At 70.8% G+C, this 11,726-nt stretch carries 13 protein-coding genes; 5 read left to right on the plus strand and 8 right to left on the minus strand.

What is annotated here, in order from left to right; genetic code table 11:
* Positions 1 to 3: 3 nt before the first annotated feature.
* Together WIX39_RS17325 and WIX39_RS17330 are read right to left on the minus strand one after the other, a co-directional pair.
* Positions 4 to 684, minus strand: a complete 681-nt coding sequence (locus WIX39_RS17325) for a cell division protein FtsQ (protein WP_106934526.1) — start codon at positions 682 to 684, stop codon at positions 4 to 6.
* Positions 681 to 1,358: an SGNH/GDSL hydrolase family protein gene (locus WIX39_RS17330; protein ID WP_081271603.1), complete on the minus strand. Its 678-nt coding sequence runs from the start codon at positions 1,356 to 1,358 to the stop codon at positions 681 to 683. The genes WIX39_RS17325 and WIX39_RS17330 overlap by 4 nt, the downstream gene beginning before the upstream one ends.
* Before the next feature lie 194 nt (positions 1,359 to 1,552).
* Here WIX39_RS17330 and WIX39_RS17335 point away from each other — a divergent pair, with 194 nt between their 5' ends.
* Genes WIX39_RS17335 through WIX39_RS17345 form a run of 3 tightly spaced genes read left to right on the plus strand, consistent with a single transcriptional unit; the run spans position 1,553 to position 3,896 of the window.
* Complete coding sequence (locus WIX39_RS17335; protein WP_106934525.1) at positions 1,553 to 2,614, plus strand: putative FMN-dependent luciferase-like monooxygenase; 1,062 nt, start codon at positions 1,553 to 1,555, stop codon at positions 2,612 to 2,614.
* Positions 2,611 to 3,273, plus strand: coding sequence for a CMD domain protein (locus tag WIX39_RS17340; RefSeq protein WP_106934524.1), 663 nt, complete (start codon positions 2,611 to 2,613; stop codon positions 3,271 to 3,273). Before WIX39_RS17335 ends, WIX39_RS17340 begins: the two co-directional genes overlap by 4 nt.
* A gap of 8 nt (positions 3,274 to 3,281) precedes the next feature.
* On the plus strand, positions 3,282 to 3,896 hold the full coding sequence (locus WIX39_RS17345) for an alkylhydroperoxidase domain protein (RefSeq protein WP_199851915.1): 615 nt from the start codon (positions 3,282 to 3,284) through the stop codon (positions 3,894 to 3,896).
* Between the two features lie 3 nt (positions 3,897 to 3,899).
* On the opposite strand, the gene WIX39_RS17350 is transcribed toward WIX39_RS17345, so the two are convergent.
* The 5 genes from WIX39_RS17350 to WIX39_RS17370 all read right to left on the minus strand — a co-directional run bounded on the left by WIX39_RS17350 (position 3,900) and on the right by WIX39_RS17370 (position 8,323).
* Entirely contained in the window at positions 3,900 to 4,106 is a 207-nt protein-coding gene (locus WIX39_RS17350; protein WP_106934523.1) for a dodecin, read from the minus strand.
* A gap of 72 nt (positions 4,107 to 4,178) precedes the next feature.
* Positions 4,179 to 5,342 carry a c-type cytochrome gene (locus WIX39_RS17355; RefSeq protein WP_106934522.1) on the minus strand — a complete coding sequence of 388 codons (1,164 nt, stop codon included), beginning with the start codon at positions 5,340 to 5,342 and terminating at the stop codon, positions 4,179 to 4,181.
* 1 nt (position 5,343) lies between these two features.
* Positions 5,344 to 6,153 (minus strand): ABC transporter ATP-binding protein, encoded by an 810-nt coding sequence (locus WIX39_RS17360; protein WP_409195464.1) that lies wholly within the window; start codon positions 6,151 to 6,153, stop codon positions 5,344 to 5,346.
* Entirely contained in the window at positions 6,147 to 7,211 is a 1,065-nt protein-coding gene (locus tag WIX39_RS17365; protein ID WP_106934520.1) for an ABC transporter permease, read from the minus strand. Before WIX39_RS17365 ends, WIX39_RS17360 begins: the two co-directional genes overlap by 7 nt.
* Before the next feature lie 191 nt (positions 7,212 to 7,402).
* Entirely contained in the window at positions 7,403 to 8,323 is a 921-nt protein-coding gene (locus WIX39_RS17370; protein ID WP_106934519.1) for a LysR family transcriptional regulator, read from the minus strand.
* A 72-nt stretch (positions 8,324 to 8,395) separates the two neighbouring features.
* Between WIX39_RS17370 and WIX39_RS17375 the strand changes: the two genes are divergently transcribed.
* Together WIX39_RS17375 and WIX39_RS17380 are read left to right on the plus strand one after the other, a co-directional pair.
* Positions 8,396 to 9,055 (plus strand): HAD family hydrolase, encoded by a 660-nt coding sequence (locus WIX39_RS17375; protein ID WP_106934518.1) that lies wholly within the window; start codon positions 8,396 to 8,398, stop codon positions 9,053 to 9,055.
* A 2-nt stretch (positions 9,056 to 9,057) separates the two neighbouring features.
* On the plus strand, positions 9,058 to 10,191 hold the full coding sequence (locus WIX39_RS17380) for a DSD1 family PLP-dependent enzyme (protein WP_106934517.1): 1,134 nt from the start codon (positions 9,058 to 9,060) through the stop codon (positions 10,189 to 10,191).
* A 3-nt stretch (positions 10,192 to 10,194) separates the two neighbouring features.
* Here WIX39_RS17380 and WIX39_RS17385 read toward each other — a convergent pair whose 3' ends face one another.
* The gene (locus tag WIX39_RS17385) at positions 10,195 to 11,700 is read right to left on the minus strand and encodes a mannose-1-phosphate guanylyltransferase/mannose-6-phosphate isomerase (protein ID WP_106934516.1); all 1,506 of its coding nucleotides are present in this window, start codon (positions 11,698 to 11,700) and stop codon (positions 10,195 to 10,197) included.
* Positions 11,701 to 11,726: the final 26 nt, after the last annotated feature.

Here is an 11,726-nt window from a genome sequence, read left to right on the forward strand (position 1 = left end):
GGGTCAGCGCGCGATGCGGTCCTGCAGGCCCATGAGCCGGCTGCCCTTGCCGGCGGGAACGAGGAACACGCTGTAGCGCTGGCCGGCCTGCAGCGAGCCCAGGTCGATCGTGCCCTCGACGGGCTGGCCGTTGCAGGTGGCATGCACCGCCAGCTTCACCGGGTTGACGGCACGGCGCGCGCTGGCAAGCGCCGCCTGGTTCTCGAAGATGGCCGTGTTGCCGGTGCTGGCCAGGAGGCCCGCGGCGGTGCAGCGCGCGTCGGCGTTGTAGAACGCGAGCGAGGCGCGCAGGGGATCGAAGCTGGGTGGCGGCTCGGTGAAGCTGGTGCCGGCAATCTCGCCGTTCGCGCCTTGCCACGCCAGCACCGAGGCCGAGCCGCCCGACGGCACGCGCAGCGTGATGGCCATCTGCCGCTGGCCGTTTTTCCAGTAGCCGGTGACCGGCGCGTCGGAGCGCACGGGCTGGTAATCGGTGATGGGCGCAGAAGGCGCCACCACCACGCTCGCCTTTGCGGGGCCGCCGCTTTGCACCGTGAGCGCCTGCGCCCCCGCGTTGACGAAGCGCACCAGCGCCAGGTCTTGCGAGGGGCCCGTGTCATACAACTGGGGCGCGGCGCCGGCCACGGCGGGCAGCAGGGCGCCGAGCAGCGCATGGCGCCGCATCTTGAGAGCGGCGCGCCTCATGGCCGCGGGGTGCCGGCGGCAGCGGGCGCCAAGGGCAGCCGCGCGACGGCCTTGGCGATCGCATCGCCCCAGGCGCGGTAGCCGCTCGCGTTGAAATGCTGCCCGTCGATGGTCGGCCACTGGCCGCGCGCGGACATCTCCAGCGAGTCGATGTAAGTGCAGGGCGCCACGTTGGTCGCGAGAAAGCGGCTCACCGTTTCGGCGCGCGCGTAGGTCTTGCCGTACTGGCCGCCTTCCTGCCCCCACGCGGGGCCGACCCAGGCGCACTTGGTGCCGGTGGCCGAAATCGCGCCGGTGAGCGCGCTGACCTGCTGCCAGACCCAGTTCATCGGAAAGTCGGCCTGCCGGTAGGCGGCCATGGTGTCGCCCAGCACGATCAGCACCAGATCGGGGTGTTCGGCCTTGATGAGTTGCGCCACCGCCGTCGTCTTGGCCCGGTTGCCGGGGCTCACGACCGCCGGCTTGTTGCCGATGCGTTCCGCGCTGCCACAGGAGCCGGGCTTGGACACCGTCCAGTCGTAAGGCTGCACGCCGCACACGCCGATGGAATGCACCTTCGCGCCCTGGCGCTGGAGATCGTCGTGCAGCGACGACATCAGGTAGCTCGGCTGCGACAGATGACTGTCCCCGATGATGAGGATGGAAAGACCGGCAATTGCCGCTGCGAGTGCCACCAATATCCCTTTCGTTTTCAAGGCCGGAAAATGTACCAGCCCCGGCGGTCCATCGCCCGGCGGTCGAACCCGCATTCAGTCCGTGCCACACCCCGGCATCGATGAAAAACACATAAGCAAACTCGAAATCAGGCGTTCCCGGCGGGGCGCTGCGCGGGCTCAATGTCGGGCTTTCCCGCTGCCGGCTTCGAATCTTGTCAGACCTTTCTTCCGGATTTCCCGCCCCACGGCGCCTGGGCTTCTTCAGCCGCCTGCTCGACGACACCACCGCCGCCGAGCGCTACCGGCTCGTCGCCGAGCAGATCGCGCATGCCGAAGCCCTCGGCTTCGACTCCGCGTGGGTGGCGCAACACCATTTCCATGAACACGAAGGCGGACTGCCGTCGCCCCTGGTCTTCCTGGCCTACGTGGCTTCGCGCACCAAGCGCATCCGCCTGGGCACCGGCATCGTCACGCTGCCGCTGGAAAACGCGGTGCGCGTGGCCGAAGACGCCGCCGTGCTCGACCTGCTCTCCGGCGGGCGGCTCGAAGTGGGCGTCGGCACGGGCGGCACGCCGGAAGCCTTTGCGGCCTTCGGGCTCGACAGCAACGAGCGCTCGGCCATCTTCGCGCGGCAGCTCGACGCGGTGCGTGCCGCATGGGCGGGCCGGCCGCTGGCCGGCGGCGACACCCTGTACCCGCCGGGCGCGCAGTTGCCGGGGCGCATCTGGCAAGCGACCTTTTCGGTGAGCGGCGGCGCCCGCGCGGGGCAGGCCGGCGACGGCCTGATGCTCTCGCGCACGCAGCCGCGCCCCGGCCACGCGCCCGACGCACCGCTTGCCGGGCTGCAGAACCCCATCGTCGATGCCTACCTGGCGGCGCTGCCGGCCGGCGTGGCGCCGCGCATCGTCGGCTCGCGCAGCGTGTTCGTGGCCGATAGCCGCCAGGAGGCGCTGCGGCTGGCCGAGATCGGCCTGCGCCGCTCGGCCGCGCGCTTTGCCGCCTCGGGACAGGCCGGCCTGGCGGACCGCGCGGGGCCGGACGCATCGCTCGAGGAACTGATCGCCGCCTACGACGTGCATGTCGGCTCGCCCGACGACGTGATCGCCTCGCTGCGCGCCGACAGCACGCTCGACCGCGTGACCGACCTGGTCTGCCAAGTGCACCCGGTCGATCCGCCGCATGCGGCCATCCTGCGCTCCATCGAGCTGATCGCGACCAAGGTCGCGCCGGCGCTGGGCATCCATTCTTCATCCACGCTTCGCGAGACCGCATGAACGCCGTTGCTTCTCCTCCTTTGTCCTCCGACTCCGGTGCGCCCGAGGTGCCCGACGTGATCGACAGTCTTGTCGGCATCGCCCCGGGGCAGCATCTCGACCGCATCCGCCGGGGGCGCGAGCAGGCCCGCACCCATGCGCAGCAGAGCTATCTCTCGCTGTTCGCGCCGACACCGCCGGTGCCCGGCGATTTCGACATCGCCGACCGCTTCGCGCTCGCGGCCTTCGTGGCAGGGCTGCACGGCCATGCGGGCGTGGCGCGCTTCTATGCGGAAGAACTGGCCAGCCAGGGCGCCCGCGCGGGGGTGGCCGATGCAATCGAGGCCGAGGTGCAGCGCGGCGCCGCGCAAGGCCCCTACGGCAGCTACCCGGCCGGCCCGCTGAGCGCGGAAGACAAGGCCGGCCCCTCGTATGCCGTGAACGATGCGCACCGCGAACTGCTGGGCGAACGGCTCTCGGCCGCGCTCGCGCATGCGCACTTGCTGGTGTTCCATCCGCGCGATGCCAGCCCGGCCGCCTTGCAGGCGTTGCTGGATGCGGGCTGGACCAGCACCGGCATCGTCACGCTGTCGCAGCTGGTGGCATTCCTCGCGTTCCAGATCCGGGTCGTCACCGGCCTGCAGGCACTGGCGCAACGTCCCGCAACCTCCATCGACTGAGCCCGGCCATGAGCAACACCGAATCGACCCTGACCCATCCCGGCAACGCGCACCCGAGCGTCTTCACCCAGGCGCAGCTCGAATGGCTGCCATGGCTGGAGCCGCTGCCCGAAGCCGAGCTGACCGAGCGCCACTTCGCCGGGCTGGTGGACGCGGCGCGCGCCAAGTCGCCTTATTTCCGGCTGCTGGCGCGCGACCCGGACATCCTCGGCGCGCGCACCCGCACCGACAAGGACATCTTCTACAACCCCGAAGCCGGCTTGCCGCGCGCGGAGCGCGAGCTGTCGGCGGCAGCGGCCTCGCGCTACAACGGCTGCATCTACTGCGCGTCGGTGCATGCGCGCTTCGCCTCGCATTTCTCGCACCGCACGCAAGACGTGCAGCGGCTGCTCGACGAAGGCGTGGGCGCCGAACTCGGCGAGCGCTGGAACACGATCGTCGCGGCCTCCGTGGCGCTGTCGTCCACGCCGTCGGCTTTCGGCGTGGAACACATCGACCAACTGCGCGCGCAAGGGCTGGACGACCTGGCGATTGCCGACGTGATCCACGGCGCGGCCTTCTTCAACTGGGCCAACCGGCTGATGCTGTCGCTGGGCGAGCCGCAGGCGCAGACAGCAGCCTGAACGCTATTCCAGCGTGAAGCCGATCTTCAGCGTCACCTGCCAGTGCGCGACCTTGCCGTCGACCACGTGGCCGCGCGTCTCGGTCACTGTGAACCACTGGATGTTGCGCACCGTCTCGTGCGCCTTGGCGATGGCGGTCTGCACCGCATCTTCGATGCTCGTTGGTGACGAGCCGGTCAGTTCGAGGGTCTTGTAGACATGGTTGGACATGGCGTTTCTCTCCTTGGTTGACTGAAGGTTGCGTGAGGCTTGCCGAGGACCATCGTAGTCCCGCGGCCCGGCTCAATGAACGAATCCGCCTTTCACGAAGCGCACGGGCTCGGCGTCCATGCGCGCGATGAGCGCGCCGAGGCCGTCCGGCGGCAGCGGAATGGGGCCGGGCGCGGCGCGGGCGGGCTGATCGGTGCGGCACAGCAGGTCGTCATCGCTCCATGCGCCCTTGCCGGGTTCGCCGCGCGCGCGCAGCCAGCCGTCGCGGTCGACGATCAGCTGCGTGCCTGCCAGCCGCGGCGTGGCGGCGATGAGCGAGAACGCATCCCATGCGGTGGCCGACTCGGCGACGCAATCGCCCGCGTGCGATGCCGCGGCGGCGCCGTCTTTCGCCAGGAACACGGTGACGAGGCGCGGGTCGTCCTGCAGGGCTTGCCCGCCGGCCGCCACGATCCGCAGCCGCTGGCCGCGCCAGCCGCTCAGCATGCGAGGCGGCTTGCCGGCGCACTGCACGGCCACGTCGGGCGGCGAGATCGGCTGCGTCCAAAGGCCGGCTGCGCGCAGGCTCTGGCCCGCGCCCTGGGCCTTCATGAAATCGATGAGCGCCCAGGCGTCGTCGTCGTCGAGCCTGCCGCCGAAGGCAGGCATGGTGGGCGAGCCGCGCCGGTCGCGCATGCCGTGCAGCACATGCCAGAGCACGTCGCCATCGGCGCGCCGCCACAGCAGCGGTCCGGCCAGGTTGGGCGGCCATACGGGTTGCACGGCGGCCAGCGGGCCCTGGCCCAGGCCGTCGGCGCCGTGGCATGCCACGCATTGCGCCGCGAAGAGCACGCGCCCGCGCTCAATGCTGTCGGCCGTAAAACCGGTGGGCGAGCGCTGGAAGCTGGTCGGATACGCCGGCACCAGCACCACGTTGGCATCGGGCCACGGAGCCGCCACCAACAGCAGCGTGGTCGCGGCCAGCAGCCAGATGCGCCGGCGCCGCCACAGCAGCGCGAGCACCAGCAGCAGCAACGCCGCCGCGAGCACGACCACGGTGAGCCCGAGCCTGCGCGCCTGCCCGAGGTCGATCAGCAGGTTCTCTCCGGACAGCCGGTGCGCCCACGGCCACGCGGGCTGGCCGTGGACCTGCGCCACGAGGCCCAGCGCGTCCAGCAGGCGAAGCAACTGCAGTTGCGCGCCCTGGAGCAGGCCGATCAGCAGGTTGAGCCAGCCGGCCTCGGGGGATGCGTTCATGTCACCACGTGGCGTCGAGTCCCAGGTGCTTGAGCGCCTCGTGCCGCAGCTCGGCCAGCCGCGGATCGCCGCGGTGGCGCGGGTAGGGCAGGTCGACCACCAGCTCCGCCGCGATGCGTGCGGGCCGGTCGCTCAGCACGATCACGCGGTTGGCCAGGAACAGCGCCTCTTCCACGTCGTGCGTCACCAGCAGCGCCGAGAAACCGGCGCGCTGCCACAGGTTGACCAGCTCGCTCTGCATCGCGATGCGCGTGAGCGAGTCGAGCTTGCCCAGCGGTTCGTCGAGCACCAGCAGTTGCGGGTCGTTGACCAGCGCGCGGGCCAGCGCCACGCGCTGCGCCATGCCGCCTGAAAGCTGGTGCGGGAATGCCTTGGCAAAGTCTGTCAGGCCCACGAGCTTGAGCGCCTCGTCGACGCGGCCGCGTTGCGCCTTCAGCACGCCGCGCGCCTGCAGGCCGAGCGCCACGTTGTCCCACACGCTGCGCCAGGGGTAGAGCGTGGGGTCCTGGAACACGACGATGCGCGACGGGTCGGGCCGCGTGATCGGCGCGCCGTCCTGCGTGATGCTGCCCGTGGTGGCGGGCTCCAGCCCGGCCACCAGCCGCAGCAGCGTCGACTTGCCGCAGCCGCTGGGGCCCAGCAGCGCGACGAATTCACCGGGCCGCACCTGCAGGTCGATGCCGTCGAGCACCTGCAGCACGCCGCCCGACACCTCGAACCAGTGGCTCACGCCCTGGATGCCGATGTGCGCGCCGCCCGCGGCGGCGGCCTGCGAGGCTGAGGGCGAGGGCGAGGTCAGCGTGCTCACCATTTGACGGTTCCTTTCTGCCACGACAGCACGCGGTCGCGCACCTTGAACAGCAGCGTGATCAGGCCCGAGCACAGCACCGCCATGACGAACAGCGCCGCGTACATGTTGGCGTAGGCGGCCCAGCCTTGCGCCCATTGCAGATACCAGCCCAGGCCGGCTTTCACGCCCATCATCTCGGCGGTGATCAGCACCGAGAAAGAGGCGCCCAGCCCCATGAAAAGCCCGACGAACACCTGCGGCAGGGCCGCCGGAATCGCCACGCGCAGCACCAGGAAGCGTTCCGACGCGCCCAGCGTGCGCGCCACGTCGTAGTAGCTCTTGCCGACCGAGGCCACGCCCGACCAGGTGAGCACCGCCACCGGAAAGAAGGTCGCCAGGCCGACCAGGAACACGGCCGCCGAATAGCTCGAAGGCGCGAAGAAGAACGCCAGCGGCAGCAGCGCCGATGCCGGCACCGGCCCCAGGAAGCGCAGCAGCGGATGCACCCAGTACCCCGCGATGCGCGACCAGCCGACCGCCACGCCGGTGCCGAAGCCGACCAGCGCGCCAAGCACGAAGCCGTTGGCCAGCAGCCGCAGCGAATACGCGGTCGACAGGCCCAGCCGCTGCCAGTCTTCGTGCACCACGTCGATCAGGCTCTGCGGCGGCGCGAAGAAAGGCGAGGGCAGCAGGCCGAGCTTGGCGGTGAAGGTTTCCCACAGCGCGAGCACCACGGCCAGCGCGACCAGCCATTGGCCGGCGGGCCGCAACGCCCGTGCCACCTGGCCCGCGCGCGCGCCGAGCACCGAGATGGCAAGCAGCAGCGCGGCCACGACGAGCGCGGCGACGCCGAACTCGCGGGTGAAGGCCCAGTCGGTGAAGCCCGCTTCCTTGTTGGGCCACAGCAGCGTGAGCAGGCCCAGCGCGACCCAGGCGGCGGCGGCCAGCAGGCCGGTCGCCCAGGGGCCGGAAGGCGCCGCGGCGGCTTGGGACGGAGCGGCCTGTGCGGTCGTGGTGACGGGGGCGGCCGGTGCGCGCGGCAGGCGCGGCGCTTCGAGGAACTGTTCTGCCGTGGTCATGCGAGCCCGTTCTTGGCGGTTGCGGCGCCGGCCTGCAGCACGCCGCAGCGCGAGGGCGGCAATGAATCGAGAGGAACAGTCATCGGAGCTTCTCCACCAAAAAATTCGAAGCGCCGAGTGTTTGCGCGCGGGGCGCGCGCTGCCAACGAATGAATGCGGCTATGGATATGCGCAGAAGAGAGAAGCCGCCTTCAGCGCTGGTCGTCGCCGAAGCTCTCCACCAGGAAATCGACGATGGCCGCCACCCGCGCCGTACGCCCCTTTCGGGTGGGTACCAGCAGCGTGACCGGCGCACTGTCGAAGTGCCAGCCGGGCAGCACGCGCACCAGCGTGCCGCGCGCCACTGCGTCGGCCGCATCCCATTCGGAGCGCAGCACCAGGCCCATGCCCTGTTCGGCCCATTGCCGGGCCACGCCGCCGTCGTTGGTCACGTAGGCCGGCGACACGCGCAGGGTTTCGCGGGCGGCGGCGCGTTTTCCTTCGGCGGCATCGGAGGCCGGTCGCACATGCCACAGCGTGACGTCTTCGTCGTTCTCGCGGATGCAGATGCAGGCATGCGTGAGCACGTCGCGCGGCGTGCGCGGCTCGCCGTGCCGGCGCAGGTAGGCGGGGCTGGCGCACAGCCAGCGTTCGTTGGCGCTGAGCGTGCGCGCCACCCAGGACGAATCGCGCACCGTGCCGATGTGGATCACCGCGTCGGCATCGTGCCGGTCGGGCCACGGGGTCTCGCGCAGGTCGAGCTGCACCCGCAGGCCCGGATGCAGCCGGGCGAAGCGCGCCAGCATCGGCGCCACGTACTGGCGGCCGTAGCCGAAGGGCGCGGCGATGCGCAGCGTGCCCGTGAGCCGTTGGTCGTCGCGCTGCATCGATTCGCGCAGGGCCTCGATCTGGCCGAGCAGCGCGGCGGCCTCGCGCGCGAAGCGCTCGCCCTCGGGCGTGAGGCTCAGGCGGCGCGCGGTGCGGCTGGCCAGGGAGAGGCCGAGCGTGGCTTCCAGCTTGCGCAGCCGCATCGACAGCGCGGGCGGCGTGACGTCGAGCGCGCGGGCCGCGGCGCTCAACGACGGTTCGCGCAGCAGGGCGGCGGCGAGCTGCATGTCCTCGATCTGGATCATTAAATTGCGCTTAACGATTGATGAGCCTGCATTGAAGCACAGCAGCAGCCTTCGAACGTACAGTCCGTGGCCATGCAAACACCCATCGCCCCGCCGCGCTACCCCCGCGCCGTGCTGTTCGACCTGCTCACCGCGCTGCTCGATTCCTGGACCGTCTGGAACGCCGCGGCCGGCTCGGAAGAGAAGGGGCGCGCATGGCGCGCCGAGTACCTGCGCCTCACCTACGGCTGCGGCGCCTACGTGCCTTACGAGCAACTGGTGAAAGACGCGGCGCGCAACACCGGCATGGCCGGCACCGCGCCCGACGCGCTGGAAGCGCAATGGGACACGCTGCCCGCCTGGGACGGCGCGCGCGAGCTGCTGCAGGCGCTGAAACCGCACTGCAAGCTGGGCGTGGCCACCAATTGCTCGCGCCGGCTGGGCCACCGCGCGGCGGCGCTGCTGGGCATCGAGTGGGATGCCGTCGTCACATCGGAAGAGGCCGGCTTCTACAAACCAGATCCGCGCCCGTACCGCATGGCGCTCGAGCACATGGGCGTGACACCTCAAGAGACGGCCTTCGTCGCCGGCTCGGGCTACGACATGTTCGGCACTTCGGCGGTCGGGCTGCGCACCTACTGGCACAACCGCGTGGGGCTGGCGCTGCCGCAGGGCGCGCCGGCACCGGAACTGCAGGGCCCGACGCTCGCGCCCGCGCTGCAGTGGCTGCAATCCTTCACGAACAAGGCATGACCATGGACACGCTCCACACCATCGACACCCCCGCTGCCGTCGTCGAACAGTCCCGCATGCGGCAGAACATCGCGCGCATGCAGCAGCGCATGGACGCGCTCGGCGTGCGCTTCCGGCCGCACGTCAAGACCACCAAGTGCATCGAGGTGGCGAAGGCGCAGCAGGCGGCGGGCGCGCGCGGCATCACGGTGTCGACGCTGAAGGAGGCCGAGCAGTTCTTCGCCGCCGGCTTCAGCGACATCCTCTATGCCGTGGGCATGGCACCGCACCGGCTGCCGCATGCGCTGGAACTGCGCCGGCGCGGCTGCGCGCTGGGCATCATCACGGACGGCATCGAGTCGGCACGGGCCATCGCGGATTTCGGCCGTGCCAATGGCGAGGCCTTCGACGTGCTGATCGAGGTCGACACCGACGGGCACCGCTCGGGCATCCGGCCGGAAGAAGACCGTTTGCTGGAGGTGGCCCGCGTGCTGCACGACGGCGGCATGCGCCTGGGCGGCGTGATGACGCATGCCGGCTCCAGCTACGACTTCGACACGCCGCAGGCGCTGCGCGCCGTGGCCGAGCAGGAGCGCGCGGGCTGCGCCCGCGCGGCGCAGCGGCTGCGCGACGCGGGGCTGCCGTGCCCGGTGGTCAGCGTGGGCTCCACGCCCACCGCGCTGATGGCGCAGACGCTCGACGGCGTGACCGAGGTGCGGGCCGGCGTCTATGTGTTCTTCGACCTGGTGATGCGCAACGTCGGCGTGTGCAGCGAGGAAGACATCGCGTTGAGCGTGCTCACCACGGTGATCGGCCACCAGCCCGAAAAAGGCTGGGCCATCCTCGATGCGGGCTGGATGGCCATGAGCCGCGACCGGGGCACGCAGAAGCAGAAACAGGACTTCGGCTTCGGCCAGGCTTGCGACCTGAACGGCCGGGTGCTGGACGGCTACGTGCTCGGCGGCGCGAACCAGGAGCACGGCATCCTGTCGCGCCAGGGCGAGCCCGACGCCGGCATTGCCGCGCGCTTTCCCATCGGCACGCGGCTGCGCATCCTGCCGAACCACGCCTGCGCGACCGGGGCGCAGTTTCCGCAATACCAGGCGCTATCGGAAGACGGAACCCTGCAGCCCTGGGGGCGTTTCCACGGCTGGTGATGCTCAGTGGTTCACGGGCGCGTGCAGCACCGCGGCCGCGCCCGAGCCCGCCGACGACACCGTCGGCGCCACCGCCGCGTCGGCCAGCGTGTGCACCGGCTCGCAGCGCCCGTAGGTGTCGTCGAAGCGCACGATGTCGTCTTCGCCCAGGTAGCCGCCGGTCTGCACCTCGATCACCTCTAGCATGGTCTTGCCCGGGTTCTCCAGCCGGTGGATGGCGCCCGAGGGCAGGTAGATCGACTCGTTCTCGCGCACCAGCGTCACTTCGCCGTTGCAGGTGGCGCGGGCCGTGCCCTTCACCACGATCCAGTGCTCGGCGCGGTGGTGGTGCATCTGCAGCGACAGCTTGGCGCCCGGCTTCACGGTGAGCCGCTTCACCTGGAAGCGCTCGCCCATGTCGACGCTGTCGTAGGCGCCCCAGGGCCGCACCACGCGGCGGTGGTCGGTGGCCTCGGCGCAGCCTTCGAGCGCGAGCTTGCGCACCACGTCCGCCACCTGTTCGGCGCAGCCCGCGCCAGCCACCAGCACGGCGTCGGGCGTGTCCACGATGATCAGTCCGTCGGTGCCCAGCGCCACCACCGGCCGGTGCGGCGCATGGATGAAGGTGTTGCGCGCGTTCAGCGCGCTCGCCTTGCCGCTCAGCCGGTTGCCGTCGCCATCGGGCATCTGCAGGCTGGCCACCGCGTTCCAGCTGCCGACGTCGCTCCAGCCGCCGTCGAACTTCACCACCGCGATGTCGTTGTGCTTCTCGAGCACCGCGTAGTCGATGCTGTCGGCGCGGCAGGCCGAGAAGGCCTCCGGCTCCAGCCGCAGGAAGCTGCCGTCGACCGACACCGCGGCCGCGGCACGCTCGCAGGCGCGCAGTATGTCGGGCGCATGCGCGCGCAGCGCGGCGAGCAGCGTGCCGGCGCTAACCAGGAAGATGCCGGCGTTCCAGAAATAGCCGCCGTGCAGGATCAGCGTCTCTGCCACGCTCGCCGTCGGCTTCTCGACGAAGCGCACCACGGCCCGGCTGCGGCCGTCGGCCGATTCCGTTCCTGCCTCTATGTAGCCATAGGCGGTGCTGGGAAAGCTGGGCGCCACGCCGAAGGTGACGATCTGCCCGGCCAGCGCCGCCGGAACGCCCTCGCGCACGGTCTGCGCGAACAGCGCCGCGTCGGGTATGTGGTGGTCGGCCGGCGCGAACAGCAGCAGGTCGCCGGGCTCCGCCAGCAGTGCCGCGCAAGCCATGGCCGCGGCCGTGTTGCGCGCCACCGGCTCCAGGATCTGCCGGCCCGTGACGCCCGCGCTCTCGACCGTTTCCTTCACCAGGAAGCGATGGTCTTCCGACGCGATGCAGGTGATGTCGCGGCTGAGCCCCGACAGCCGCTCCAGCGTGAGGTGCAGCAGGCTCTTGCCGCCGAGCAGCGGCGCGAACTGCTTGGGCAGCGCCTTGCGCGAAAGCGGCCACAGGCGGGTGCCGCTGCCGCCGCACAGGACCACGGGATGGATGGTGGAGGTGGTATTCATGATGGCGCGATATGGTTTGGTTGCCG

Source organism: Variovorax sp. AB1(2024) (assembly GCF_037482385.2).
Taxonomy (GTDB): domain Bacteria; phylum Pseudomonadota; class Gammaproteobacteria; order Burkholderiales; family Burkholderiaceae_C; genus Variovorax.

Coding starts and splice junctions, on each gene's coding strand:
- WIX39_RS17380 (WP_106934517.1), top strand. CDS start 9,058: ATGGACACGCTCCACACCATCGACACCCCCGCTGCCGTCGTCGAACAG.
- WIX39_RS17375 (WP_106934518.1), top strand. CDS start 8,396: ATGCAAACACCCATCGCCCCGCCGCGCTACCCCCGCGCCGTGCTGTTC.
- WIX39_RS17365 (WP_106934520.1), bottom strand. CDS start 7,211: ATGACCACGGCAGAACAGTTCCTCGAAGCGCCGCGCCTGCCGCGCGCA.
- WIX39_RS17350 (WP_106934523.1), bottom strand. CDS start 4,106: ATGTCCAACCATGTCTACAAGACCCTCGAACTGACCGGCTCGTCACCA.
- WIX39_RS17325 (WP_106934526.1), bottom strand. CDS start 684: ATGAGGCGCGCCGCTCTCAAGATGCGGCGCCATGCGCTGCTCGGCGCC.
- WIX39_RS17355 (WP_106934522.1), bottom strand. CDS start 5,342: ATGAACGCATCCCCCGAGGCCGGCTGGCTCAACCTGCTGATCGGCCTG.
- WIX39_RS17340 (WP_106934524.1), top strand. CDS start 2,611: ATGAACGCCGTTGCTTCTCCTCCTTTGTCCTCCGACTCCGGTGCGCCC.
- WIX39_RS17385 (WP_106934516.1), bottom strand. CDS start 11,700: ATGAATACCACCTCCACCATCCATCCCGTGGTCCTGTGCGGCGGCAGC.
- WIX39_RS17345 (WP_199851915.1), top strand. CDS start 3,282: ATGAGCAACACCGAATCGACCCTGACCCATCCCGGCAACGCGCACCCG.
- WIX39_RS17370 (WP_106934519.1), bottom strand. CDS start 8,323: ATGATCCAGATCGAGGACATGCAGCTCGCCGCCGCCCTGCTGCGCGAA.
- WIX39_RS17360 (WP_409195464.1), bottom strand. CDS start 6,153: ATGGTGAGCACGCTGACCTCGCCCTCGCCCTCAGCCTCGCAGGCCGCC.